Below are 24,729 nucleotides of genomic sequence, written 5' to 3' on the forward strand. Positions count from 1 at the left end.
CAATCCCCCATATGACGCAACTCGCTAGGACGAATGCTGACGCTCATTACGGCGCGTGAGGCGGCGCGGCGAAGATTCCTTGAGAGACTTTCCACGGCCTGACAGACTCGGATTCGTCATGAAGTAGTTGTGCAGATTGAACGGCTCTTCGCCTTTCGCGGCCTTCATACGCGTTGAAGACCCGTCCGGCAACAATTGCCAGCTTTGCTCGGTATCCTTCAGGTTCGCGACCATGATCTGTTCGAGAACCTGCTGATGCACCGTAGGATTTTGCAGCGGGCAGAGCACCTCGACGCGGCGGTCCAGGTTCCGCGGCATCATGTCGGCGGACGAGATATACACAGCAGCTTTTGTGCTCGGCAGGCCTTGACCCATGCCGAAGCAGTAGATTCGGCCGTGTTCGAGGAACCGGCCGATGATGGATTTGACGCGGATGTTCTCGGAAAGTCCGGGTAGTCCGGGCCGCAGGCAGCAGATGCCGCGCACCACGAGCTCGATAGCGACGCCGGCCTGCGAGGCCTCGTACAGCGCATCGATGATATCAGGGTCGACCAGCGAGTTCATCTTCATCCAGATCGCGCCGGGCTTGCCGTGGCGGGCGTAATTGGATTCGCCCTTGATGTGTTCGATGATGCGGTTGCGCAGCGTCAGCGGCGACACCGCCATGCGCTCGATGTCGCTGGGCTCGGCGTAGCCGGTGATGTAGTTGAACACCCGCGCCGCATCGCGCCCGATGATCGGGTCCGAGGTGAAGTAGGACAGGTCGGTATAGATGCGCGCGGTGACCGGGTGATAATTGCCGGTGCCGGTGTGGACATAGGTGGTGAGGTTGCCGCCCTCGCGGCGCACCACCATCGACAATTTGGCGTGGGTCTTCAGTTCGATGAACCCGTACACCACCTGCACGCCGGCGCGTTCGAGGTCGCGCGCCCAGCGGATATTGGCTTCCTCGTCGAACCGGGCCTTCAGTTCGATCAAGGCGGTCACCGACTTGCCGGCTTCGGCGGCTTCGGCCAGGGCCCGCACGATCGGCGAGTTGTTCGAGGTGCGGTAGAGCGTCTGCTTGATCGCGACAACGTCGGGGTCGCGGGCGGCCTGTTGCAGGAATTGCACGACGACGTCGAAGGATTCATAGGGGTGATGAACCACCAGATCCTTTTGCCGGATCGCGGCGAAGATATCGCCACCATGGTCGCGCACCCGCTCGGGATGGCGCGGCACATAGGGCACGAATTCGAGGTCGGGCCGGTCGAGCCGCGTCAGTTGCGACAGTTCGTTCATCGCCAGCACGCCGTCGACCAGGAAAATCTCGTCATCGGCGGTGGACAGCGCCTGCTGCACGAAGGCGCGAAGCTCTTCCGGCATTTTGGCTTCGATCTCGAGCCGGATCACCGATCCGCGCCGCCGCCGCTTCAGCGCGGTCTCGAACAGGCGGACCAGATCTTCGGCCTCTTCCTCGATTTCCAGTTCGGAGTCGCGGATGATGCGGAAGGCGCCCTGGCCCTTGACGGTGTAGCCGGGGAACAGGCGGCCGATGAACAGGCCGGTGGCCTGTTCCAGCGTGATCAGGCGCACCGCGCCGTCCTTGCCCGCGGGCATGCGGATGAAACGGTCGATCTTGCCGGGCATGCGGATCAGCGCGTTCATCGGCTTGCCGTCGGACACCCGCGACAAATGCAGCGCGATCGTGAAACCAAGGCTCGGGATGAACGGGAAGGGGTGCGCCGGATCGATCGCGAGCGGCGTCAGCAGCGGGAAGATGTTGTGGAGGAAGTGATCCTCGATCCAGGTCCGCTCGGCCTTGGTGACGTCGTGGCTGTCGACCAAAATGATGCCGGTCTGGGACAGAATGGTGCGCAGATCGCTCCAGATCGCCTGCTGGTCGGAGGCGAGTTCCGAAACCGTCTGGTTGATGCGGACAAGCTGCTCGGAGGGGGTCAGGCCATCCGGGCTGCGTTCGGCAATACCTTCGCGGACCTGTGCCTTGATACCGGCGACACGGACCATGAAGAACTCATCAAGGTTATTGGCAGAAATCGACAGGAACCGGACCCGCTCCAGCGTGGGATGGCCGGGATTGACGGCTTCCTCGAGCACCCGGCGATTGAAATGCAGCCAGGACAGCTCGCGATTGATGAACCGCTCCGGGCTGGTGGCGATCGCCAACGGGGCTTCGGCAACTACGTCTTTTTCTTTTATTTCAACAACTTGTGCCGAGTCCATGAAGTTTCGATCCATCTCAGTTGGAGCGCAGCGCCAATCTAGGCGGATGCCGTGCGCACCATGTGATAGTTGGATGACGTTTCGATGACATTGATGTTCCGCCGGCCGCCGCCGTCAAGGCGGCGGGGGCGTGACATGGCGCGCAGCGGCAGCAAGCGCCCGTCAGGCGTTGCGGAGCAGTTCGGCTGCCAGTGCCCGGGTCACCGGCCGGCCGAGCCGCAGCGCCTCGCTATCCAGCAAGTCGATGGCCTGGCGCGCGGCCGCATAGGACCGCTCGATCCGGCTGGCGAGATAGCTCACGACCGTCTCGTCGATGCTCATCTGACGGTCGGCGCAAAATTTGATGATCAGGCCGCGGAACAGCAAATCGTCGGGCGGCAATAGCGGCACCGTCGGCACCGCGCGCAGCCGCGACCGCAGATCGCGCAGCTCGACCTCGAAGGCCGATGGCGCAATCCGCGCCGTCATCAGAATGGAGGCTTCGTCTTCCCGCCCCAGATTCATCAGGTGGAACATCGCGCGCTCGTCGAAATCCCCCGGTTTCAGGTCCTCGACCACCAGCGCCCCCGTGGCGAGCGCGCCCGGTACGGCGGTGGGCGTCAGAGCGTGTGCGGATGTCGAGCGGGCGCCGGCTTGCTCGGCCCAGATCGCGGCGAGGTGGCTCTTGCCGGAGCCTTCCGGGCCCACCAGCAGCATGATGCGGTTGGGCCAGTCGGGCCAGCTTTCGATCAGCGCCAGGCCCGCCTCATTGGCCGGCCCTTCCAGAAAATTGTCGCGGGTCAGGCTTTCGGCGTGCGGCAGCGCAAAGGCAAGCTGACGGGGTTGAACGCGAACTGCCACGCAAGTCTCCGGAACCATAGCGTTTTCAAGCGAAGTGGTACCGGTTCGCGTGAAGAAAACGCGTAAAACAAAACGCTTCAGGGGCAGGCCTATTTGGCCTCGATCGTACTCATGTGCCGCACCCACTCCACGAGATAGAGGGAGACGGAAACCAAAGTAAAGACCGTAACAAAACCCATCAGGATCAGGTCGTATGGCGTCGGCTTGAAGTTGAAGCCGAGCGACGCCAGCACCAGGGCGGCGAACGCCACCTGCGCCACCGTGTTGAGCTTCGAGACCATCAAGGGTTTCATCGGGATAGGCTTGTCGAACAACCATGACACAATCACGGCGGTGACGATCATGATGTCGCGCGACACCACCAGGATCACGATCCACAGCGGCACCGCGCCCCAGATTCCGAGCGAGACGTAGATCGAGACCAAAAGCGCCTTGTCGGCGAGGGGATCGAGCAGGGCGCCGAGCTCGCTGGTCATATTGAAGCGCTTGGCGAGGAAACCGTCGACCGCGTCGCTGACACCGGCAATCACGAAGATCGCGAACGCGATCTCCATCTGCCTCGAGGCGATCGCCCAGACGATAATGGGCACCAGGATGATGCGACCCAGCGTAATGATATTCGGAATATTCAACTCGGTCGCTTCCCGGCTACCTGGCCACCGGCCCTGATTACGTAACAGATCCGGCCCTTTGCGGGGCAGGCCGGTTGTTATCTACATAGTATATGCATCCGGTCCTTGCGAGCCATTGCAGGATCGCCGAAATCCTCGTAACCAGCCGTCTTCTGACGGGAATTGAGCATGATCGACCGCAAAAACGGGCTCACTTACGCCGATTCGGGCGTCGATATCGATGCGGGCAATCGCCTCGTCGATCTCATCAAGCCGATGGTGCGTGCCACCGCCCGCGCCGGCGCCGACGCCGAAATCGGCGGCTTTGGCGGGCTGTTCGACCTCAAGGCGGCAGGCTTCACGGACCCGGTGCTGGTGGCCGCGACCGACGGCGTTGGCACCAAGGTCAAGATCGCGATCGAGACCGGCCTGCATGGCGGAATCGGCATCGACCTGGTGGCGATGTCGGTCAACGACCTCGTGGTGCAGGGCGCCGAACCGCTGTTCTTCCTCGACTATTTCGCCTGCGGCAAGCTCGATCCGGAAGCTGCGGCGGCCATCGTGGCGGGTGTCGCCGAGGGCTGCCGGGAGTCCGGCTGCGCCCTGATCGGCGGCGAGACCGCGGAAATGCCCGGCCTCTACAAGGACGGCGATTACGACCTCGCAGGGTTTGCTGTGGGGGCGGCCGAACGCGGCGCGCTGCTGCCGAGTCCGGATATTGCGATCGGCGACGCGGTGATCGGCTTGGCGTCCTCGGGCGTGCATTCCAACGGCTTCTCTCTGGTCCGTAAAATCGTCGAGAATTCCGGCCTTGGCTTCGACGCCCCGGCGCCGTTCTCGCCCGTCATGACGCTCGGCGGCGCGCTGCTGGCGCCGACGCGGCTCTATGTGAAATCTTGCCTGCGCGCGATCCGCGAAACCGGGGCCATCAAGGGCCTCGCCCACATCACCGGCGGCGGCTTCACCGACAACATTCCGCGCGTGCTGCCCAAGCATCTAGGCGTCGGCATCGATCTGGCGCGGCTGCCGGTATTGCCGGTCTTCAAATGGCTGGCCGAGCAGGGCGGCATCGCCGAACTCGAATTGTTGCGCACCTTCAACTGCGGCATCGGCATGGTCGCGATCGTCAAGCCGGATGCGGTCGACAGGGTCACCGAGATCCTCACCGAGGGCGGCGAGACCGTCGCCCTGCTCGGCGAAGTGATCGCGGCGCAAAGTGACGATCGGGGCGAGCACCGCGTGGTCTATAACGGTCATCTGGATCTGTCGCGGTGACGCCGTGAAGCGCCGCGTCGCCATTCTGATCTCCGGGCGCGGATCGAACATGGCCGCGCTGATCGACGCGGCCAAGCTTGCGGATTTCCCGGCCGAAATCGTCACCGTGATTTCCAACCGCGCCGACGCCGGCGGCCTGGAAAAGGCTGCTGCGAGCGGTATTCCCACGACCGTCATCGAGAGCAAGCCGTTCGGCAAGGACCGCGCCGGCTTCGAGGCGGTGCTGCAGCGGGCGCTTGATGAAAAGAATGTCGAGCTGATTTGCCTAGGCGGGTTCATGCGGCTGTTCACCGCCGAATTCGTCAAACGCTGGTACGGCAAAATGCTCAACATCCACCCCTCGCTGCTGCCGTCCTTTCCGGGCCTCGATCCGCACGGCCAGGCGCTCACGACCGGCGTGAAGATTTCAGGCGCCACCGTGCATTTCGTGATCCCGGAAACCGACGCGGGGCCGATTGTGATGCAGGGCGCGGTCGCGGTGGCCGATGGCGACACCGCCGAGACCCTGTCGCAGCGCATCCTCGGCATCGAGCACCGCATCTATCCCGAGGCGCTGCGGCTGCTCGCCAGCGGCAAGGTCCGCCTCGAAGGCGATATCTGCAAGGTCTCGGGACAGGCCGCGCCGGACGGAACCCTGATTTGGCCCGCGGTGTGATGCGGCGGTCGGCTAACGCGCAGGCTGTGCGGCAGGCGGTGGCCAGCGCTGGTCAAGCGAGGTCGGCGCCGGAGGTTGCGGCTGGGGCGCGCTGGCGGGCTGCGCTGGCTTGGGCCGCGCGGCCGCTACGGCTGGTGCGGGGGCGGGGCCTGCAAAACAGCTGATCGAGCCGATCGTGGTCGAGCCATATTGCACATAGCCGCTGGTCTGCTGCGGTGAGTGCGGCGCATTGATCGGCAGGTAGACCATGCAGACCGTGCCGTCGACCGGATCGCGCAATCGCTGGATGACGGTATCTTTCAACGGCCCTCCGAACTGCCGCTCGATCTGCATGGTCGGCATCTTACTCCAGTCCACCGGCTGGGCGTGCGCAAGCGGCGGCGACAGCGCAAGGCTTGCCGCACACACGCACCATGTGGACAGGGCGCGCCGCCGGCCCTGTATTCGTCGACTTCGCCGCATCGCTGAGTGTCGCGGCTCAGAATTCAGCGGCCATGCCGACACGGCCGATATGTTCGGTGCCGCCGCCGTTCGAATAGCTGCCGAACAGCACGGTCGGTGCCGGGGTGTTGAGGCGATACGCAAGCCCGAAGCCCGCGCCATAGGCGCCCCGATAGGCGCCGCCGGTCGCCGATACCGTAAGCTTGCCTGCGGCGGAAGGCATCACGACGGGGGCGAGGGCCGCGCTGGCAGCGATGCCGCGGCGCGCTTCGGTGCGGTTGGCATCGACCTGGCTTTGCACGCCATTGAGCTGGGTTTGCAGCCCGGTGACCTGACTTTGCAGGCCGGTGACCTGGGTCTGCAATCCGTTGGCCTGACTCTGCAGCCCGTTGGTTTGGGTCTGCAACCCCGCGGCCTGCGACTGGAAATTGGCCGTCGCGCTGTTGAGCTGGCTGACATTCGCAGCGTCCGTCGCGCTGACGCCGGCGGCGACGTTGGTGACGCGCCGCTCATTGCCGGCGGAGCCGACGGAGACCGTATTGGCGGCGGTGGCGGTCGAATTGGCGCCGATGGCGACGGAGTTGGTGGCGGTGGCGGAGGCATTGACGCCGACCGCAACGGCGCCGGTCGCCGTGGCGTTGGCGCTGGTGCCAAATGCCGCGCTGTTGACCCCCGATGCGGCACTGCTGGCGCCGGCGGCCACGCTGTTGGTTCCGGACGCGGCGCTGTTGTACCCAAACGACGAGCTGTGTTGACCCCCGGCATTGGCGCCGCCGCCGACCGCCGTCGCGCTGAGGGCGCCGGCAACCGTGTTGGCGCCGAGCGCTGTGGCGTTATTGAAGTTTGCGGCTGCGCTGTCGCCAAGTGCCGAGGCGCTGATGGCGGTCCCGCTGGCGCCGTTACCGACGGCAACGCTGTTACTGCCAAGATTTGTATTTGCACTGACACCAATCGAGATGCCGCTCGTGCTGGTCGCATTGGCGCCGATCGCGATGGCGCCGGATCCAAGCGCGGACGAACTGCTCCCGATCGCAACACCGCTGACGCCACCACCCACCGACGCTCCGACGCCGACCGCGATCGCGCCGGATCCGTTCGCACTCGCGGCTGCTCCGCCCGAACCGCTGGCTGCGATCGCGCCAACACCGACGGCGCCTCCGTTGTTGATCTCGGCGCCGCCGTAGGTGACGCCGTCCTCGACGGCCAGCGCGCTCGAGATCGGCAATGCCATGGCGCCGATCAATGCGAGGATCGCAGGCTTTGCAAACTTGATCATAAATCCCCCTGAAATTTCCGGTCTCCCGCAGGGCTTATTCGACTGAGCGCAAACCGTCGTATCCCCGGCGGCATTGGTTATGAACAGGATGGCACCGGCCGGGCAATTTCATCGGATGTTGCGGATGCGTCACAGGAAAGCGGCGGCGGCGACGGGAAAACATGAATTGCATGGCGCCAACGGCACCTCAGGGGAGCGCCACGATGCGCAGCGATCGCCCGGTATCGATGTTCACGCGATGTTTGTGTGTTGAACTTTATCTTCTGGCCGCTGACCTATGATGAAGCCAGCCGCGCGGGACCCAAGAACATTATGAACAGAGTCGTTTTCTCGACCGATGATTTGTCCACCGAACTCGACGACAACGGTCGCTTCAAGCTCTGGAGAGAGCTTCATAGCGACCTCTATTGCGCGTTCGACTATTCAAGGCTCAACGGCCCGGTGTTTTCGGCGCGCTATCAATTCTCCCAGTACGGCAACGTGAGGGCCAGTCGGTTCAGCAGCGGTGCGATAAATGCGTTAGCGCGAACGCCGCGGCACATTGCCAACGACACCACTGAACTCTTTGCCTTCACGTTCAATCATGCCCGCGAACCGGTATCGATACGATGCGAGCTGACGAACCGTGAATGCGTCATGGCGCCGGGCGGGGCAACATTTTATACCGCAGACAACGCAGGCATATGTCAAAGCAAGGCCGGGTTGAAATCTACGACCGTCGCAGTGGCACGCCAAAATCTCATTGAACTGGTTGCCGACCCGGACGATCTCATTCTCAGTCAATTCGACCTGAACAATCCGACGCTCCGGCATCTGGCGCGATATCTCGACATCATCCAGGAGCCGAACGACGATGGCGGCAATCCATTGGATGCGCACATCGAGACGACCTTTCTGGATCTCTTTGCGCTCGCGCTCGGCGCACGCCGCGACGTGACTGAAGTTGCCCGCACCCGCGGGCTGCGCGCTGCACGGTTGCAAGACATTCTCCTCGCGATCAGGAAGGGATTTTCTGATCCGGACTTTTCATCGGAACAGGTGGCACGCGCCCTCGGCGTCTCGCGCCGCTATGTCAACGACCTGCTTTTTGAGACCGACTACTCCTTCGCCGCGCGCGTCCTGGAGCTGCGCCTGCAAAAGGCACGCATGATGCTGGCCGATCGCCGCAACGATCGCCTCAAGATCGACGAGGTCGCGTTCGCCTGCGGCTTCAACGAGGTGTCGTATTTTCACCGTTGTTTTCGCCGCCGCTTCGGCGCCTCGCCGGCGCAATATCGTGGCAGCGGGGGCGGGGACGCCTAGTTCCATTTCGCCCGTCTGGGACAAGGCCAGTGCCCCCCAGTCCAAGGACTGTGGCCGCCGAACAACAGCGGCTTGTATTCAGTCCCCGGTGAGGCCCGTAAGCGATTGACGCTCCGCACGAACTGGGCGCAAATCCGGGCTTGCCGACCGGCTTGTCGCGCATTTTTCGAGCGGGCGCTTTTTTCGGGACTGATATTGATGCGCTGCGCATCGCGAGCGGAGAGGATCGGGGGCGGTCGCGCTTTGGCGCGACTGGCGGCGATCGCGTTCGTGCTGGCGTTCGGCGTGTCTTCCGCGCAGGCGCAGCTGACACCGACACCGACCCCCACGCCAACACCGACGGCCTCGCCGACGCCAACGCCCACACCGTCCCCGACGCCTCAGATGATCAACTCAGCGGTGTCGTCGACCGCGACCATCACCAATCTCGGCAGCAGTTTCCTGGAACGGTTCGGCACCACCAGCAGCTTCAGCCGCATGATGCGGACCAATCCCGGCGGCGGCGGCGCCTCCGAGGCTGCGGAAACGCCGCGCTACCGGACCTGGTTCGAGGGCTATGGCATTTCGGCCAACAACGGTCCGCTCGGGTTTTTCGTCGGCGACAAGCGCAAGACCTGGGGCGGCGTCGCCGGCATCGGCGCGCGCATCGCAACCGGCGTCAATGTCGGCTTCTCCGTCGACCAGAGCCGCACCGACATCGATGTGCCGCTGGCGCTCCAGTCAGCCGGAATCGACCTGACCCAGTTCGGCTTCAACGCCTCCGTGGATGCCGGGCCGTGGACCTGGGCCAGCGTGATCGTGCACGGTTTTGGCAACATCAATTCGCGCCGCGATACCGGTTTGGGTTTCGCGACCGCCGGCTACAACGCCAGGCTCGACGGCGTGCTGAGCGAGATCAGCTATTACTGGTCCAAGGACCAGTACCGCATCGTGCCCAAGGGCGCGGTCGAATATGTCCGCGCCCAGACCGGAGCGTTCCAGGAGTTCGGCGGCCTCGATCCGGTGACGGCAACGGGGGCGAGTGTGCAGCGCTTCCGCGTGCTGGTTGGCGCCGAGGTCGGGCACTACTGGATCTTCGACCAGAAGATTCTGGACCTGTCGGCCTACGGCAAGTTCGTCAACAACGTCGTGCAGAATTTCTCCGATACGACCGTCAGCCTCGGCGCCCAGAGCGTGACCTTCCAGGGCATCGGCGAAAGCCAGTACGGCGCGGATGCCGGCGCCTCGGCCTCGCTCAGCCTGACCAACACCGCGCGCCTCTACATCAACTACGACGCCAAATTCCGCGCCGCGATGCAGTCGCACCAGGGCACGTTCGGCGTCGAGTTCAAGTGGTAGTGGGGCTTTCATCCTTCGAGACGGTGCTTCGCGCCTCCTCAGGATGAGGGCTTGGATTTTCGGATAAGATTTAGAGCCCCGGACAAGGTATCAAACCCTCATGGTGAGGAGCGCGAAGCGCGTCTCGAACCATGAGGCCCCCGCTGCCGCGCGCTTAAACCGCCTTATCGCGATCGACCCTGACCACGCGGCCTTTTTCGATCGCGAGCGCCAGCCTGCCGTGCTTCAGCGACAGCGCCGCTTCGCCGAACAATTCGCGGCGCCAGCCGTGCAGCGCGGCGACATCGGCCTTGTCGTCGGCCGCGATCTGCTCGAGGTCGTCGACGGTCGCGATCACCTTGCTGGCCACCGCATGACGCTCCGAGGTCATCCGCAGCAGCACCTTCAGGAGCTCGACGATCGCAGCGCCATTCGAATTGCCGCGCGGCTTTTCGAGCTTCGGCAAGGTCGCAGGATCGCGCGCGATGCCGCGCTGTACGGCGGCGACGATGTCGCTGCCCCATTTGGAGCGGTCGAAACCCTTCGGCAGCGAGCGCAAATTGGCCAGACGCTCCAGCGTGGTCGGCGCATGGGTGGCGATGTCGCCGACCGCGTCGTCCTTCATCACGCGGCTGCGCGGCACGTCGCGGCTCTGGGCCTCCTGTTCGCGCCAGGCTGCGACTTCCATCAGCACGGCCAATTCCTTGGGCTTGCGCACCCGCGTCTTCAGCCGCTCCCAGGCGCGCTCGGGATGGAAATCATAGGTCTTCGGCGAGGTCAGGACTTCCATCTCCTCGCTGACCCATTCGCTGCGGCCGCGCTTCTTCAAATCGGCGTCCAGCGCCGCGAATACGTCGCGCAGATGGGTGACGTCGGAGACCGCGTAATGCATCTGGTCCGCGGTCAGGGGCCGGCGCGACCAGTCGGTGAAACGATGCGTCTTGTCCGGCCGGTGGCCGGTGATGCGCTCGACCAGCGCGTCATAGGCGATGCTGTCGCCATAGCCGAGCACCATCGCCGCCACCTGCGTGTCGAAGATCGGGTGCGGAATGGTGCCGGACTGGTGCCAGACGATCTCGATATCCTGCCGCGCGGCATGGAACACCTTCAGGACCGCCTCATTGCCCATCAATTCGAAGAACGGCTTGAGGTCGATGCCCTCGGCCAGCGTGTCGATCACGACGGCTTCGTCCGCGCTCGCCATTTGGACGACGCAGAGCAGGGGATAATAGGTCGTCTCGCGGAGGAACTCCGTGTCGACGGTGATGACCGGGTGCTTGGAGAGGCGATCGCAGGCAGCCGCGAGGTCGGAAGTGGTGGTAATCAGATCCATGAACAGTCCATGACGCTTTGGACAGGCGTTCTGCCGAAAGCGCTGGTATGTCAAGGGTCTTTGGGCAAATTTCGGAGCGTTTTCCAGCGAAGTGGGCGCCGGTTCGCGTCAAGAAAACGCGTCAGACAAAGGCTCTTGGCCCGGAATAGGAGGCAAAGCACCGCTTTCTGCGTGCGCTTTGCGGCAGGACACGCTTGGGGCGAGCCCTGCAAACGGTGGTTCCGGCCAAAGAAGCCCGGCCGGAAAGAATTACTCGTAGCGGGCGTGTTTCGACGGCCGGCGCCCCGAGGGCAGCGCGAGCACGACGAGGCAGAGCGCTACCATCATCAGCCCGATGAATTCGATGGCAAAGAGGTTCAGCGAAAACCCGTCCACGGCAATCTCTCCCCAGTACGGTCGTTAGAATTGTCGGGAGTGGATTGAGGGGATGTTAATCGAAATGGTTAAGCGCCGGGTCCGTCCGGCAATGGTGGACGGGCGCTTAAGAAGTGGGGTTAACGGGGCAGGCATATATGCAACCGTGGGGCGAAGCGATTTGTCAATGAAGCTGCGCCATGTATGGGCGATGGAGCAGCAGACGGTAACTCGCAGGTCTTATGGGGTTGGAGTGAAGCGGCTCGACATCGGCGACGCAGGCTGCGCATGAAGTGGCTTGCGATACTGCTGGCGTTCATCGCGACCGGGGTGGTGATCTTTAAGCTGAACTTTCCGACCTATTCCTATCGCTACCGCCTCCAGGTTTCTCTCTCGCTTGACGAAAAAGTCTACACCGGATCGAGCGTGATAGAGGTGGTGTGGGAGTGCGGTCCCAAGATTGCAGGCTTGGGCCGTTGCGCCGCGTACCTCGGCGGACAGGCCGCGGTCATCGACCTGGGGTCTCGGGGTGTTGTCGTCGCGACACTTCGTACCGGCGAAAATATCCTCCCCATACCTGACGGCGCGATCGATGCCGTTTGGTTCTGCGCCAATGCATTTGGCAACCAAAGCACCGACGCGGAGTTGCCGGCGCTGCCGCGTCTGACCGGCCGTCGCGGTCTCGCCCCATCCAACTTCCCACGATTGATATGGTTTGCGAATCCGGCCGATCCGAACTCAGCAAAGAAGATAACGATCGAGAACGTCCGGAATACTATCGATCCGACGGCCCGCTTCACCGAAGCCTTTGTCGAAATCACAAGAGATCCAATCGTGGTGGATATTGCGACGAAGTTGCCCTGGTACCCGGCGCTGCTGCTCGCTCAGAAAGGAAAGTTGGTCATCTCAACGCCAGGGCAATTTCAGCTGATTTACAATATGTTTGTGGGGGAAAACTCGTGAAGTCGGCACGTTCGTTGATGTCGACCGGACGCCGGAGCCGCGCAGCATGGAAATGGCCGGCAATTTTCGCGGCGGCGATTGTAATGATGTACGCGGTCTATTCGTTGTCTTATCCGACGACATCGTATCGGTTCAAAATCACGTTGAGTGTCGAGACGCCGGAAGGCCTCAAGAGTGGATCGAGCGTGATGGAGGTCCGAACCCGGCGTTATCCGGCCTGGACGACGCTGGGCCAGAGCACCGGCGACTCGCATCTCACAGGCCAGGCTGTCTTTGTAGACCTCGGCCCGACGAGAGACGGCAAGCCGCAAAATCTCGTCGCGCTGCTCACTCTTGGAGCACGTGGCGAAAATCCCAATCTCCACTTCCTTCCCGGTGAAGCGTTTGAACCGCTCTGGAAGCAGAGGCAAGCTTCGCCCGGGTTCCGCGGTGCGTCCTCGGAGCTGCCAAAGCTGCCTCCGGGTACCAAGGCCGAGCTTCGCGGCAAGCTCATTCCGACCTTGGTGACGTTCGAGGATATGAATGATCCAAAAACCGCACGTGTAGTTCAGCCCGATGGTTTTACCAAAGTGTTCGGTGCCGGTGTCACATTGCAAAGCGCGACAATTGAAATTGTGCCGGCAGGTACGTGGCCGCTAACGCTGCTTGGGGTTGGCGGAGAGCCGGTGACCCAGGGCATCGAAAGAAAGCTGGTGTGGTGGAGCGGTCCCGGTCGGCCAGCCGAAGCTGCTTTGAGGGCCGCTGATCTTTACCTGGGTGAACCCGAACTTGCTTTTAAGAGGGATTGATAATGGCGGCTTGGTGCGGAATCGGCGAAGTGAGCCGCGCAGAATGAATCGGAGGACGCCCGAATGAAAGGGCTGGTCATTACGATCTTGCTGATTGCCGGCGTTGTCGTGCTCTGGATGACGGCGTTTCCGAGCGTCACCGTACGATATCGCTTGACGCTCGAAGTGGAATTGAACGGCGAACGAAAAACCGGCTCAAGCGTCAGCGAAGTCTCCTATCGCAAGAATCCGCAGTTCCTGGGGGCTTCCGCGAATATGGTTGCGGAGGTCCGTGGCGAGGCCGTTTGGGTCGATCTGGGCGAGCGCGACGCCTTGTTCGCGCTGCTTGCGTCGGGAGGGCATCCGAGGTCCGCTCCGGAATACGTCATTCCGGTTGTTTTCGATGTTACGACCGACGGTGTCGGGCCGGAAGAATTCAGCCGCATAGGCGCGTTGAAGGGCCGGCGCGAGGTCCCGTTGGAGCTGGTGCCATCCATGGTGCGGCTGCGAAACGTGAATGACCCGAAGAATGTGGAATTGGTTGCCCCGGCGGGACACGGATTAAAGCTGGTGCGAGCGACGATTGAAATCGTCGATGCCGGATATTGGCCGCTAAATCAGATCGGCCTTTCCGGCGTTCCGATGTCTCACAAGATCAGAGATGAATTGCCATGGCTTGGTGACCGTTCGGGCATGGATACATTTCGGCGATCTCTCTACGGAGCAGGATTTGGTGCGAATGGGTCGTCGGGCGCGGTGGGCACGCTCCTGACTAGTGGACGCTATTGATGCCGATAAGCAGCGATTGGCGCGCGAGCATAGCGATACGCGCATCCGCAAAACGGTTTGCTCCCGAACCAACATCTCATGCCACCGGCATTGGGCCGGCGTGTTCGGCAGGAGCGATCTCTTCTCGTTGCAAGGGCAGGGTGAAATGAAAGGCGGCGCCGCAAGGTTTGTTGGCGTCGGCCCAGATCCGTCCTCCCTGCGCTTCGATGATCGAACGGCAGATGCTTAGTCCCATGCCGAGGCCACTGGACTTGGTGGTGTAGAACGCGTCGAAGAGGTGCTCGAGGCTCGCCGGATCCAGTCCGGGACCGGTATCCCGCAAGCTCACGAGCACGCCGTTCGAGGCGTCTGCGGCGGTGCTGATCAGCAACTCCCGCGTCCCCTCGCTGGCGCCGTTCATCGCTTCGATGGCGTTGATGATCAAGTTGAGGATCACCTGTTGCAGCTGGACCCGGTCCGCTTGAATGAGCGGCAAGCCCTCCGCGAGTTGCGTCCGTACCCAGACGCCGTTCTGCACCGCTTCGCCGCGGGTCAGGGCTATGACCTCGAGGATCGCCTGGTTGATCTCCAGGCGCTCCTTCCGCGGGGGAGCTTTCTTGATGAGGGCCCGGATCCAGCCGATGACGTCGCCGGCACGCTTGCCGTCATCCGTGATCTGGCCGAGGATCTGCCGAACCTCGCCGAGGTTCGGTGGCTGAGTGGCTAGCCAGCGCAACGCGGCCTGGGCGTTGAGCACGGTCGCGGCGATCGGCTGGCTGACTTCATGGGCGACCGAGGCCGTCAGCTGCCCCATGGTGGCGACGCGATTGGCGTGGGTGAGTTCCGCCTGCGCGGAGCGCAAGGCCTCTTCGGCCCGCTTGCGTTCGGTGATGTGCCGCCCGACGCCGCGGTAGCCGACGAAGCGCCCAGACTCGTCAAACATCGGCAGCCCCGAGACGGATACGTAACGCTTGCTGCCGTCGGGGGCAGGGCGCGCGAGTTCAAAATCACGGAACGGCAGGTGGGCATCGAGCGTCTGCCGGTGCTTGCGCCAGGCCTCCGCGTCGGGCTCCAGGTAAGGCACCTCCCAGCGCGTCTTCCCGATCTCGGCGCCCCACGCCGGCGCGTCGGCAAGGTTCTCGGCGAACTCCTGGTGAGTAAAGCGATGCTGCGCGTCGGTCTCCCAGTACACGTCGAAGGAGAATTGCACGAGGGTGCGAAAGCGCTCCTCGCTTTGCCGCAGGGCCTCGACCGCCCGCTTGCGCTCGGTTAAATCTAGGGCGAAGCCAACACCTTGATTTGTAGCTCCTTCGATCATCGTCGCGCCGATCAGCACCGGAACGCGGCTTCCGTCTTTGCGCACGTACTCTTTCTCGAAGGGTTGCGCAGTCCCGACCTGCCTGAGCTCCGCAACGGTACGCGCGTCGCGCTCAAGCCATTCCGGCGGCGTCAGCGTTGTCCGGTGCAGGCGACCCGAGATTAGATCCTCCCGGTCGTATCCCACAATGCGGAGAAACTCGTCATTGGCCTCAAGAATGCGCCCATCGACCTCCCAGATGATGATCCCGATGATGTTGGCGTCGACCAGGCGCCGGATCTTCCTGTCACGCGCTTCGATATCGCTCTGAAGCTGGACGTTCTCCTCGGTTGCTTTTCGCCGGCGCCTCGCTTCGAACCGTGCGAGCGCCAGCGCTGCCCCTGCCAGGACCGCGACAACGACGACAGCCGTAGCGATCAGCCAGGCTTTGCGGCGTTCGAGTGCCTCGGCGCGCCGCTCCTGATCCACGCGCAGGAAGCGCTCGTGGTCCACCATCTGGTCGATTTGCGACCGGATCTCGTCCAGGCTGCGGATCATCGCCAGCGCCGCCGGCCCGGAGCTGGTTCGGGCAGAATTGACGATGTCATCGATCTCGCGCAGCTTTGCTGCAACGGTCAGCGCCAGATGTCCCGCACGATGGTTCTGCAATGGATCGCTCGCTACCAGAGCCTGGAGCGCCTGGGCGTCGCGGCGCACGCTTTCGTCGGAGACGCCGTAGGCCTTGAGATATGAGGGGTCCAGAGTCAGCAGATACCCGCGCCTTTGGGCCTCCACGTCGGCGATCACCGTCCGCAGCCGATCCAGCGTCTCGAGCACCTGGCGACCGCGCTCGAACAAGAGATCTGCGGCTTGTCGCTCCTGCCAATATCTGAAGCCGAGAAACCCGGTCGCGACAACCACAGTTAGAAGAACCGCGACCACCAGCGCCAGCGGACGAGCAAACCACCGAGAGGACTGGCGCAGAGTGACTGACATTGGCCCGGTCTTCGATGCTCGCGTGAGCGATTATTTTCTGATGCCGACGCAGAACATTGCTAGTATAATGAAAACATAGCCGCGGTCCGCAGGATCAGACGGGAACCTGCAAGTTCCATTTTGCAGATTACACGCAAGGGGCCAGAACGTCACGGGTAAGGCCCCGTCTGCTTGTTGTGAAGGCCGATCCGCGGCAGGAGCAACCACATGGCTCCAAACCACTTGGCTCCAGGTGAAACATTACCGAGCAGTCCAGGCTCGGCCAGCCGGCGGAGCTTCGTCAAGGGATTGGGCGCGGTGGGCGCGACATTGCCGGGCCTCGCCATGCTGCCGCGGTGGGGTTTTGCAGAGGATGCCGCCGCGAGCTATGCCAAGGCTTCGATAGATTGGAAGCAGTTTGCGGGGCAGACGATCGCGCTCGCAGGCGCAATCCATCCCTGGTCGAACGCGATCACTCCGCTTTTGTGGGACTTCACCAAGCTTACCGGTATCATCGTCACTACCGACTTCCGGTTGGAAACCGCCTATCTCGGCGCGCTGCCGATCCAGCTCAACCGTGGCAGCAGCACCCCCGACGTCTTCATGTGGACGACCTATGGCCAGGGCATCTCGGCAGGATGGCTCGCGCCGCTGAACGCCTATTATGCCGACAAGTCGCTGACCGATCTCGGCTGGTACGACGAGAGCGACCTTCTCAAGACGGCGCGCGCGTTTCCGCTGTGGTCGGACCGCGAACGCTACGCCGTCCCGATCACCTCCGAGGCGGTGACCTTGTTCGTCAACAGCGATGCGCGAACGGCCAGGAACCTGCCGATTCCCCAGACGTTCGAAGCGCTGCTTGCCACCGCCAAGGCGGTCAAGACCAGCGCGATGTCCGGGATTGCGATGCGCGCGCAGGCCGGCGGCAATTCGTCGGTGCCGGCCATGAGCTTCGTGTTCTCTTATGGAGGACACATGGTCAAGGACAACAAGGCCGCTTTCGCGAGCCCCGAGGCCATCGCCGCCGTCGAGATGTTTGGGCAGCTGCTCAGCCAGGCCGGGCCGGTCGGCGTCGGTAGCTATGAATGGTACCACGTGCTGGACGACTTCCTGCAAGGAAGGACGGCAATGGCCATCGACAGCAGCAACTTCGCGACCGACATCTCCAATCCCGCCAAGAGCCGCGTGACGAAGCAGGCCGAGTTTGCGGCCTTTCCGCATGCCCCCGGGCAGGCATCCATCCCCTTCATGTCGCACTGGCAGGCGTGCATCAATTCCAAGTCGCGCAACAAGCGGTCCGCTTTCCTGTTTCTGCTGTGGGCGACAAGCAAGGCGACCTCGCTGCAGACCGCGGCGGCGGGACTCGCCACGACACGCCTGTCGGCCTGGTCGAGCGAGGAATTCAAGAAGGCGTTCGGCCCGCAGGCCGCCGCAGCGGCGCTGACCAACTTGCAAAATGCCGACGTCGACCGCGCCAAGGCGATACTTTTCCATCCGCAATCGAGGCCCGTCATGGATGCCTTCATGATCGGCGTGAATGAAGTGGTCTCGGGAGCGAAATCGGCGAAGATTGCCATGACCGCCGCCGCCGAAAAGGCCAACGCGGTGATGCGCGGGTAGTCGTGCCGCTCGGCGTCAATCCGTTCCGCCGTGAAAGCTGTCCATCCAGTACCGCGTCTGTGCGTCGGTCCAACCGGGAACAGCATAGCCCCTGGTGGCAGCAACAGGTTGGGCCGGGCGAGACTGGCCCGCATGCGGTTTGGCGTGCTGCACCTTTGCGGCGTTGGCAGAAGCACAGAGGGCGATCAAAAGGCCCAAGGCCAAAACAGCGCGCATCATACTTGCTCCAGCAAGGCGTACTACGTCAGGTAATGCGCGGGCCGCACCGCCGCAATCCGTGGCGGCTTCACGATTCTGTGGCGCTTGCGCCAAAACAGGTTGCGCCCCTCGCTGGTGGCCAAGGCCTGCGCGGGATCAAGATGGTGCGAGCGCATCACGGATTCCGGTTCGATCGGGCCGCGCCCGACACCCGTTCCACGCACCGACTTGAGTGTGACGTCCGACACAGCGGCCTGGCGCGCCGCGGATTATCAATCTCTTACGAGTGGCGGGGACAGTCCTTCCACCGATAACGGGAGCGACTGATATGACCAAGCTGAACCCTGAAGCGCGCGAACTGAATGCTGCCGAACTCGACTCCGTCTCGGGCGGATTCATCTGGATCCCGGTCGTCGTGGTTGCCTTCGCCACCGGCACCGCGATCCGCATGGGCATCGATGCGGTGGTCGACAAGGTCACCAAGTAAAAGTCCTGCAGCGCCTTTCGGTGACGTTGGTTTCTTCGGAAGGCGCGCGCAGCGAGCAGCCTGCATCAGCGCAGCGATATACGGGATAAGTGTTTGCTGACTGTTTGTTTCGCGCTCTCGAGCGCCACGGTTTCGAAAGCCGTCACAGCATCAGGTCGTGCGGCGCATGAAAAGCGACGGCGCTCGCCAACGGGTCGAGAGCGAAACTGCTGGTTCCTGCGACATCTTCGCTCGGGCTGATTGCCGCTTGGGCAAAATCCACATCAAGGGGATCGATGACGCTTGAGCCGCCAAAGGCGGAAATCTCGTCGTTGAACTGGAATGAGTCGCCGGCGGCCGACGCCTTGAATTCGTATCCGTCGTTGGCGCCCTGGATGGTGATCTTCACCACCTGGGCGGTGCCGTCGATGGTGGTGACCGTGAAGCTGTCGCAAAGGGTGTCGCAGCTATTGAGCGCGTCCACGGTGCAGTTGGCGTTGTCGAGCGTGTAGGTCCACGCGCCGGCCGCCGTCATGGTGAAGCTGCCATAGCCGCCCGTGCTCACTTCCGGCAAGCAAACCGGCGTGAAGGCATTGGGCGCATTGTCGACGTCGGTGCTCTCGAGCGTGCCGCACGCGACCGGCTTGCCTTGATCGTCACAACCAGCCTCGACCACGCATCCGGCGGTGGTGCCGTAGATGACGGCCGGGTCGTTGGTGCCCTGGATGGTGACCTTCACCACCTGGCAGGTACCGTCGATGGTTGTGACCGTGAAGCTGTCGCAAAGGGTGTCGCAGCTGTTGAGCGCCTGCACGGTGCAGTTCGAATTGTCGAGCGTGTAGGTCCACACCCCCGCCGCCGTCATGGTGAAGCTGCCGTAGCCGCTCGCGCTCGCCTCCGGCCAGCAAACCGGCGTGAAGGCATTGGGCGTATTGTCGACGTCGGTGCTGGTGAGTGTGCCGCACGCGACCGGCGTGCCGTGGTCATCACAAGCGGCCTCGACAACGCTTCCGGCTGTGGCGCCGGAAATGACGGCCGGGTCGTTGGCGCCCTGGATGGTGACCTTCACCACCTGGGCGGTACCGTCGATGGTTGTGACCGTGAAGCTGTCGCAGAGCGTGTCGCAGCTATTGAGGGCCTGCACCGCGCCGTTGGTGTCGTCGACCGTGTAGGTCCACTTGCCATCCGTCGTCATGGTGAAGCTGCCATAGCCGCCCGCGCTCACGGTCGGCTCGCCGACGGCCGTAAAGGTATTGGGCGTATTGTCGATGTCGGTGTTGGTGAGTGTGCCGCACGCGGTCGATTTCCCGTGTTCATGGTGCCCAGCCTCGGTCACCGACCCGGTGGTGGTGCCGGAGATGATGGCCGCGTCGTTCGCTCCCTGGATCTCGACCGTCACCACCTGCGCTGTGCCGTCGATCGTGGTCACGGTGAAAGTGTCGATCAGCGTCTTCCCGACGTTGAGCGCTTGCACCGCATGGTCGCAATCGTCGACTGCGTAGGTCCACACGCCGTCCGCGGTCAACGTGTAGGTGCCATGGCCGCCCGTGCTCTCGGTCGGCGAGTCGACCGGCGTGAAGCTGTTCGGCGTGTTGTCGACATCGGCGGCCTTCAGCGCGCCGGTCGCGCTCGGCGTGCCGCGCCCGGCGCTGCCCGCCTCGATGACCGCGCCGGCCGTGGCGCCGGAAATGACGGCCGCGTCGTTGGCGCCCTGGATGGTGACCGTGATCAATTTGGCGGTGCCGTCGATGGTGGTCACGGTGAAGGTGTCGGTCAGTGTGCCCCCGACATTGAGCGCCTGCACCGCGCTGTTGGTCTCGTCGAGCATGTAGGTCCACACGCCATTCGCCGTTATGGCGAAGCTGCCGTAGCCGCCCGCGCTCGCCGTGGGCGTCTCGATTGCCGTGAAGGTATCGTGTGGATTGTCGACGTCGGTGTTGGTGAGCGTGCCGGTCACGGTCGGCGTGCCCAGCGCGCGGTTGGCGACGCCACTGGCCTCGACCGTCGAACCGGTCGCGGCACCGGAAATGATGGCGGCGTCGTTGGCGCCATTGATGTTGATCGTGAAGGTCTGGCTGGCTGCGAGCGCGCCCTCGGACACCGTGACGGTGAAGCTCGTGGTCGTGGGCTGGGTCAGCGCATTGATCGCGTGACTGTCCGGAACGAAAGTGTAATCGCCGGTCGTGCTGTTGACGTAAAGCGTGCCGTAGGGGCCCGTCTGCGAGACATCAAATGTCTCCCCAGCCAGTACCGTGCTGCCGGCGGTCCCGCCGCTGATGCCGTAAGTCAGCGTGGCGCCGTTGCTACTGCTGGCAATGAAAGTGCCGCTCGTCGCAGTGAAGGTGTCAAACGCCGAGGTGTCGATTTCGGTCGGACCTGCCACGGCATTCAGTGTCGGCGGGACAGGCGGCATTGCGATAATAACTTGGGTGGAAGGGAAGTTGGGCACCGGCAGCGGCTGGAAAGACCCCCCCGTGGGGGAGGGGACGTCAGTCTCGATAAAGTTGATCGGTTGCACCGGCAGCCGATCGACCAAAGGAGGTGTGCTCGACCCGGATGACTCCATGCCTTTCGCAAGGGTGGCGAGCGCTTCCTGCTGCGCTGCCTGCAACTCCGCCATTCGCGAGGATGAATTTGTGACCTTGCTGACATTGAGCGAGGATCCTTCGAGGCGCAGGACGATTGTTTCGCCAGGATCCTCAACGAAGAAGTGCCGCGGGATAGCCTCCTTGGTCACAAGCTCGAAGGTTCCGTGCTCAAGATCCTTGTAGGTTATGTTGCCGTCGTCCAGGAAAAGGACATTCGGGTCCGCGGCTCCGGCTTCCTTCATCATGGAGAAGGTCAGCGCTGTGAGCCACAGGATGCCGAAACGGGCGTGAGTGCGGCCCGAAATGCCAGGAAACGGCCTGTCGTCATGCGCGCAATCGCTCTTTGCCCCCTGGCCGGGGAGGCGGCCATGGGCATCCGTCTGAGCATTGCCGATGACGCGGGGAAGCCGCTCCGCTGCCGCGTCACGATCGTCCCCGGTTTTGGCGTGGGACCCTGCGAGCATGAGTTCCGCCCCGGTCTGCCGCTACCAGTTGCGCAATCAGGTGAAAACATTTGGCGCGGTCAGCCAAAGACCGACCGTCGAAATCTTCTGTGCCAAAGTAGCGCAAACATTTTGGAGAGATTAGGAAAGTCAGCACAAGGCCCGCGGCGCAAAAGGGGTACTCCTTTTGGGGGAGGTGGTGCGGAGCGGCCCGGTCCGGCATAATATTCAATCGCATCCATTGTTGCCCTGGCCGGCGGTTCCAAGGAACCGGTTGGCCACGCGAACGAGATTTGCTCGGGAAGGGCCGATCATGTGCAACCACACACTTGCCGTTTTGCTGACGGGCTTCGCACTGGCGATCGGCGGATCTTTCCCGGGCCCGGCTCAGGCGCAACGCGGTTCTGCGACGCCCGCGGTTCAGGAGGTCGCATCCAAACCGATTGGAAAAGTCGTCGTCGCGACAGGTTCGGTTACCATCGAACGCGCCGGTGCGACCGTCATTCAGGTTCGCGCCGACGCTCTGGCCGCTCAGGCGAAGGTTGGTGATATCGTCTATGAGGGCGATGTGGTCGCGACCGGCGCCGACGGCCGGGTCGGCATCACCTTTACGGATGGCACCGCGTTCAATCTGTCGAGCAACGCGCGCATGGCCCTGAGCGAGTTCGTGTATGACCCAAACGGGAAGTCCAACAAGACCTTGCTCAGTCTGACCAAGGGAACCTTCACGTTTGTTGCCGGCCAGGTCGCGAAGACCGGCGATATGAAGGTCGATACTCCGGTCGCGACAATGGGGATTCGCGGCACCACGCCGCACGTCGAAATGTCGGACGACGGGACATTCAAGTTTTCCACCCTCATTGAAGAAGGCAAGAGCAAAGTCATGCGAAAGCCCGGGAGACCGGCGGCGGCGCCATCCGAAACAACGCCTCCCGGGTCAAATCTGAAAATCTGTCGGGGGTGCTAGGCGGTCGGCCGCTCATCCTCTTATTCCAGGACCCGGAAGCCTGACATGGAATCCAGCGCAAGCGGACGCATTGTCCTCGGCCTGGCGCCGATCCTCGCCTTGCTGCTGTTCGGATCACCGGCGGCGGCGCAGAACCCGAAGAACAACACCTATCTCGGGAATCTCGAGCTGTGCAACGGTACGCATCGCGCCTCGCTCGAGCACCGGATCAATGCTTGCACGGCGCTTATCGGATCGGGCCAACTCACGACGGCCTCCCTGGCTGTCGCCCACAACAATCGTGGCAATGCCTATGCCTCAAAGGGCGACTACGACCGCGCCATCCCCAATTTCGATGAATCGATCAAGCTCAACCCAGGCGATGCCCGCCCGTTCAACAACCGGGGTGTAACGTACCTGAAAAAGGGCGAATACGACCTCGCCATCCAATCTCTCGATCAGGCGATCAAGCTCAATCCCAACTACGGCAGAGCCTTCGTCAACCGTGCGGGAATCTACCTGAAGAAGCACGAGTACGATCGCGCGGCGCGGGACTATGACGAGGCGGTTCGCCTTCAGCCCGATCTGGCAGCCGGATGGAGCGGGCGGTGCTGGACACGCGCTGTCGTCGGGCCGTTGGAAACCGCGCTGGCGGACTGCAACAGGGCGCTTCGGGCGGGACCCAACAATGCCGAAACGTACGACTCGCGGGGGCTGGTCCGTCTGAAGATGGGCCAGTTCGACGCGGCGATCGAGGATTATGATTCTGCGCTGCGAACCGAGCCGAAGCTGGCGAGCGCGCTCTATGGGCGCGGGCTTGCCAAGCTCAGGAAGGGCGACAAGGCGGGCAGCGATGGCGATATCTCGGCGGCCAGGACAATCCAGGCCAGCGTCGGCGATCACTTCACGCGCTATGGCGTGGAGTAGGGACGAGCCAGTTGGAACCTCGGGCCGAGGACGCATTCGGGCACCCCGAGCCGCCCAAAAAGGAAAAAATCAAGATTATCTGCAGCTCATCTGAATGCCGGCTCGAAGCTTGGAAGGCCGGTTTGGGCCATGGTGGCCAGCATGAAACGAAGAGATTTCATAACGCTTGTCGGTGCCGCGATGGCTTGGCCGGTCGCCGCACTGGCTCATGATCCGACAAGGGTCTATCGCATTTTCTGGGTTTCCACCGGGTCCCAGCCCGACCCGTTCCTCGACGGATTCCGCGAAGGATTGCGCGCGCGGGGCTATGTCGAGGGCAAGAACGTGGCCCTGGAATTACACTACGCGCCCGGCAATCCGCAGGCGCTGCGCGAGGTGGTATCGAACGTCCGGCGCGGCAACGTCGACCTTGCCGTGTCGAGCGGCCCTGCGACCCGCGCGCTGACGGAGGTAACGGATGTTCCGGTCCTGTTTGCGCTGAGCGGCGACCCGGTGGAGCTCGGCCTCGTCAAGAGCCTCGGAGAACCGGGCGGCAATTTCACCGGCTCGACCTTCCTGTCGCTTGATGTGGCGGGAAAGCGGGTGGAGCTGCTGAAGGAAATCTTTCCGACCCTGCGCACCCTGGCGGTCCTGTCGAACAGTCTTCATCCGGGCGAACAATCGGAGTGGCGCGCGACCCAGGACGCCGCCCGGCAGCTCGGCATCACGCTGCTTTATGTTCCCTTTGCCGGCGCGAACGAGCTGGACCACGCGCTTGGACTGGTTGGAGACGCGCACCCGGATGGGTTGCTTGTTTTTCCGGATGTTCTCACGCTGGTGCACCGCGCCAAGATCGCCCAGCTCGCCATCAAGTATCGGCTGCCTTCGATGTTCGGATGGAGCGAGTATTGCGATGCTGGCGGGCTCATCAGCTATGGCGCGAACCAGCGCGCGACCTATTTCGCGCTTGCGGCCTACGCCGACCGGATCCTGCGCGGGGAAAACCCCGCCACGCTTCCTGTTGTGCAACCCACCAAATTCGAGCTGGTCGTCAATCTCAGGACGGCTGAACTGCTCGGCATCGACCTCGACAAATCCTCCATCCTGTTTCGCGCCAACAAGGTGATCGAATGAGGCCGGCACATCCCATCGTGACGTGCAGCTC

Annotated in this window: 22 protein-coding genes; 12 read left to right on the plus strand and 10 right to left on the minus strand. The window is 63.0% G+C overall.

The window, feature by feature from the left end; translation table 11 throughout:
* Nucleotides 1-24: 24 nt before the first annotated feature.
* The 3 genes from JQ641_RS04555 to JQ641_RS04565 form a co-directional block, all read right to left on the minus strand.
* Nucleotides 25-2,223, minus strand: coding sequence for an RNA degradosome polyphosphate kinase (locus JQ641_RS04555; RefSeq protein WP_211994622.1), 2,199 nt, complete (start codon nucleotides 2,221-2,223; stop codon nucleotides 25-27).
* 162 nt (nucleotides 2,224-2,385) lie between these two features.
* Nucleotides 2,386-3,063: a P-loop NTPase family protein gene (locus JQ641_RS04560; RefSeq protein WP_211994623.1), complete on the minus strand. Its 678-nt coding sequence runs from the start codon at nucleotides 3,061-3,063 to the stop codon at nucleotides 2,386-2,388.
* Between the two features lie 89 nt (nucleotides 3,064-3,152).
* Complete coding sequence (locus tag JQ641_RS04565) at nucleotides 3,153-3,695, minus strand: CDP-alcohol phosphatidyltransferase family protein (RefSeq protein ID WP_192740702.1); 543 nt, start codon at nucleotides 3,693-3,695, stop codon at nucleotides 3,153-3,155.
* 168 nt (nucleotides 3,696-3,863) lie between these two features.
* Here JQ641_RS04565 and purM point away from each other — a divergent pair, with 168 nt between their 5' ends.
* Both purM and purN read left to right on the plus strand, forming a co-directional pair.
* Nucleotides 3,864-4,949, plus strand: coding sequence for a phosphoribosylformylglycinamidine cyclo-ligase (gene purM, locus JQ641_RS04570; RefSeq protein WP_211994624.1), 1,086 nt, complete (start codon nucleotides 3,864-3,866; stop codon nucleotides 4,947-4,949).
* Between the two features lie 4 nt (nucleotides 4,950-4,953).
* Nucleotides 4,954-5,604 carry a phosphoribosylglycinamide formyltransferase gene (gene purN / locus JQ641_RS04575; protein ID WP_211994625.1) on the plus strand — a complete coding sequence of 217 codons (651 nt, stop codon included), beginning with the start codon at nucleotides 4,954-4,956 and terminating at the stop codon, nucleotides 5,602-5,604.
* Between the two features lie 12 nt (nucleotides 5,605-5,616).
* Here the strand turns inward: purN and JQ641_RS04580 are convergent, their stop codons facing one another.
* Together JQ641_RS04580 and JQ641_RS04585 are read right to left on the minus strand one after the other, a co-directional pair.
* Nucleotides 5,617-5,946, minus strand: coding sequence for a hypothetical protein (locus JQ641_RS04580; protein ID WP_211994626.1), 330 nt, complete (start codon nucleotides 5,944-5,946; stop codon nucleotides 5,617-5,619).
* A gap of 136 nt (nucleotides 5,947-6,082) precedes the next feature.
* Nucleotides 6,083-7,321: an adhesin gene (locus tag JQ641_RS04585; protein ID WP_211994627.1), complete on the minus strand. Its 1,239-nt coding sequence runs from the start codon at nucleotides 7,319-7,321 to the stop codon at nucleotides 6,083-6,085.
* Between the two features lie 249 nt (nucleotides 7,322-7,570).
* Between JQ641_RS04585 and JQ641_RS04590 the strand changes: the two genes are divergently transcribed.
* Together JQ641_RS04590 and JQ641_RS04595 are read left to right on the plus strand one after the other, a co-directional pair.
* The gene (locus JQ641_RS04590) at nucleotides 7,571-8,623 is read left to right on the plus strand and encodes an AraC family transcriptional regulator (protein ID WP_211994628.1); all 1,053 of its coding nucleotides are present in this window, start codon (nucleotides 7,571-7,573) and stop codon (nucleotides 8,621-8,623) included.
* A gap of 198 nt (nucleotides 8,624-8,821) precedes the next feature.
* A complete protein-coding gene (locus JQ641_RS04595; protein WP_211994629.1) occupies nucleotides 8,822-9,961 on the plus strand; it encodes an autotransporter outer membrane beta-barrel domain-containing protein in 1,140 nt (379 codons plus the stop codon).
* 154 nt (nucleotides 9,962-10,115) lie between these two features.
* Here the strand turns inward: JQ641_RS04595 and rnd are convergent, their stop codons facing one another.
* Nucleotides 10,116-11,273 carry a ribonuclease D gene (rnd, locus tag JQ641_RS04600; protein ID WP_211994630.1) on the minus strand — a complete coding sequence of 386 codons (1,158 nt, stop codon included), beginning with the start codon at nucleotides 11,271-11,273 and terminating at the stop codon, nucleotides 10,116-10,118.
* A gap of 249 nt (nucleotides 11,274-11,522) precedes the next feature.
* Nucleotides 11,523-11,648, minus strand: coding sequence for a hypothetical protein (locus tag JQ641_RS38415; protein WP_283815164.1), 126 nt, complete (start codon nucleotides 11,646-11,648; stop codon nucleotides 11,523-11,525).
* A gap of 267 nt (nucleotides 11,649-11,915) precedes the next feature.
* Here JQ641_RS38415 and JQ641_RS04605 point away from each other — a divergent pair, with 267 nt between their 5' ends.
* The 3 genes from JQ641_RS04605 (at nucleotide 11,916) to JQ641_RS04615 (ending at nucleotide 14,146) form a co-directional block, all read left to right on the plus strand.
* Nucleotides 11,916-12,590: a hypothetical protein gene (locus JQ641_RS04605; protein ID WP_211994631.1), complete on the plus strand. Its 675-nt coding sequence runs from the start codon at nucleotides 11,916-11,918 to the stop codon at nucleotides 12,588-12,590.
* A complete protein-coding gene (locus JQ641_RS04610) occupies nucleotides 12,587-13,378 on the plus strand; it encodes a hypothetical protein (RefSeq protein ID WP_211994632.1) in 792 nt (263 codons plus the stop codon). The genes JQ641_RS04605 and JQ641_RS04610 overlap by 4 nt, the downstream gene beginning before the upstream one ends.
* 63 nt (nucleotides 13,379-13,441) lie before the next feature.
* Complete coding sequence (locus tag JQ641_RS04615; RefSeq protein ID WP_211994633.1) at nucleotides 13,442-14,146, plus strand: hypothetical protein; 705 nt, start codon at nucleotides 13,442-13,444, stop codon at nucleotides 14,144-14,146.
* 76 nt (nucleotides 14,147-14,222) lie between these two features.
* Here JQ641_RS04615 and JQ641_RS04620 read toward each other — a convergent pair whose 3' ends face one another.
* Nucleotides 14,223-16,418 carry a PAS domain S-box protein gene (locus tag JQ641_RS04620; protein ID WP_211994634.1) on the minus strand — a complete coding sequence of 732 codons (2,196 nt, stop codon included), beginning with the start codon at nucleotides 16,416-16,418 and terminating at the stop codon, nucleotides 14,223-14,225.
* Between the two features lie 297 nt (nucleotides 16,419-16,715).
* Here JQ641_RS04620 and JQ641_RS04625 point away from each other — a divergent pair, with 297 nt between their 5' ends.
* Complete coding sequence (locus tag JQ641_RS04625; protein WP_349628494.1) at nucleotides 16,716-18,017, plus strand: ABC transporter substrate-binding protein; 1,302 nt, start codon at nucleotides 16,716-16,718, stop codon at nucleotides 18,015-18,017.
* A 239-nt stretch (nucleotides 18,018-18,256) separates the two neighbouring features.
* Here JQ641_RS04625 and JQ641_RS04630 read toward each other — a convergent pair whose 3' ends face one another.
* Nucleotides 18,257-18,463 (minus strand): hypothetical protein, encoded by a 207-nt coding sequence (locus tag JQ641_RS04630; protein ID WP_211994636.1) that lies wholly within the window; start codon nucleotides 18,461-18,463, stop codon nucleotides 18,257-18,259.
* 80 nt (nucleotides 18,464-18,543) lie between these two features.
* On the opposite strand from JQ641_RS04630, the gene JQ641_RS04635 reads away from it, so the two are divergent.
* Nucleotides 18,544-18,702, plus strand: coding sequence for a hypothetical protein (locus JQ641_RS04635; RefSeq protein ID WP_192739579.1), 159 nt, complete (start codon nucleotides 18,544-18,546; stop codon nucleotides 18,700-18,702).
* 142 nt (nucleotides 18,703-18,844) lie between these two features.
* On the opposite strand, the gene JQ641_RS04640 is transcribed toward JQ641_RS04635, so the two are convergent.
* Nucleotides 18,845-21,733 (minus strand): VCBS domain-containing protein, encoded by a 2,889-nt coding sequence (locus tag JQ641_RS04640; protein WP_211994637.1) that lies wholly within the window; start codon nucleotides 21,731-21,733, stop codon nucleotides 18,845-18,847.
* A gap of 253 nt (nucleotides 21,734-21,986) precedes the next feature.
* Between JQ641_RS04640 and JQ641_RS04645 the strand changes: the two genes are divergently transcribed.
* The 3 genes from JQ641_RS04645 (at nucleotide 21,987) to JQ641_RS04655 (ending at nucleotide 24,698) form a co-directional block, all read left to right on the plus strand.
* The gene (locus JQ641_RS04645) at nucleotides 21,987-22,679 is read left to right on the plus strand and encodes a FecR family protein (RefSeq protein WP_349628495.1); all 693 of its coding nucleotides are present in this window, start codon (nucleotides 21,987-21,989) and stop codon (nucleotides 22,677-22,679) included.
* 45 nt (nucleotides 22,680-22,724) lie between these two features.
* Nucleotides 22,725-23,585, plus strand: a complete 861-nt coding sequence (locus tag JQ641_RS04650; protein ID WP_211994638.1) for a tetratricopeptide repeat protein — start codon at nucleotides 22,725-22,727, stop codon at nucleotides 23,583-23,585.
* 141 nt (nucleotides 23,586-23,726) lie between these two features.
* On the plus strand, nucleotides 23,727-24,698 hold the full coding sequence (locus tag JQ641_RS04655) for an ABC transporter substrate-binding protein (RefSeq protein WP_211994639.1): 972 nt from the start codon (nucleotides 23,727-23,729) through the stop codon (nucleotides 24,696-24,698).
* Nucleotides 24,699-24,729 lie beyond the last annotated feature (31 nt).

This window comes from Bradyrhizobium sp. JYMT SZCCT0180 (assembly GCF_018130165.1).
Lineage (GTDB): Bacteria > Pseudomonadota > Alphaproteobacteria > Rhizobiales > Xanthobacteraceae > Bradyrhizobium.

What these genes read in the sequence shown, in the direction of transcription:
- purM (WP_211994624.1), top strand. Translation starts at nt 3,864, where the DNA reads ATGATCGACCGCAAAAACGGGCTCACTTACGCCGATTCGGGCGTCGAT.
- JQ641_RS04580 (WP_211994626.1), bottom strand. Translation starts at nt 5,946, where the DNA reads ATGCCGACCATGCAGATCGAGCGGCAGTTCGGAGGGCCGTTGAAAGAT.
- JQ641_RS04605 (WP_211994631.1), top strand. Translation starts at nt 11,916, where the DNA reads ATGAAGTGGCTTGCGATACTGCTGGCGTTCATCGCGACCGGGGTGGTG.
- JQ641_RS04635 (WP_192739579.1), top strand. Translation starts at nt 18,544, where the DNA reads ATGACCAAGCTGAACCCTGAAGCGCGCGAACTGAATGCTGCCGAACTC.
- JQ641_RS04655 (WP_211994639.1), top strand. Translation starts at nt 23,727, where the DNA reads ATGAAACGAAGAGATTTCATAACGCTTGTCGGTGCCGCGATGGCTTGG.
- JQ641_RS04620 (WP_211994634.1), bottom strand. Translation starts at nt 16,418, where the DNA reads ATGTCAGTCACTCTGCGCCAGTCCTCTCGGTGGTTTGCTCGTCCGCTG.
- JQ641_RS04585 (WP_211994627.1), bottom strand. Translation starts at nt 7,321, where the DNA reads ATGATCAAGTTTGCAAAGCCTGCGATCCTCGCATTGATCGGCGCCATG.
- JQ641_RS04555 (WP_211994622.1), bottom strand. Translation starts at nt 2,223, where the DNA reads ATGGACTCGGCACAAGTTGTTGAAATAAAAGAAAAAGACGTAGTTGCC.
- rnd (WP_211994630.1), bottom strand. Translation starts at nt 11,273, where the DNA reads ATGGATCTGATTACCACCACTTCCGACCTCGCGGCTGCCTGCGATCGC.
- JQ641_RS04640 (WP_211994637.1), bottom strand. Translation starts at nt 21,733, where the DNA reads ATGCTCGCAGGGTCCCACGCCAAAACCGGGGACGATCGTGACGCGGCA.
- JQ641_RS04615 (WP_211994633.1), top strand. Translation starts at nt 13,442, where the DNA reads ATGAAAGGGCTGGTCATTACGATCTTGCTGATTGCCGGCGTTGTCGTG.
- JQ641_RS04595 (WP_211994629.1), top strand. Translation starts at nt 8,822, where the DNA reads ATGCGCTGCGCATCGCGAGCGGAGAGGATCGGGGGCGGTCGCGCTTTG.
- JQ641_RS04650 (WP_211994638.1), top strand. Translation starts at nt 22,725, where the DNA reads ATGGAATCCAGCGCAAGCGGACGCATTGTCCTCGGCCTGGCGCCGATC.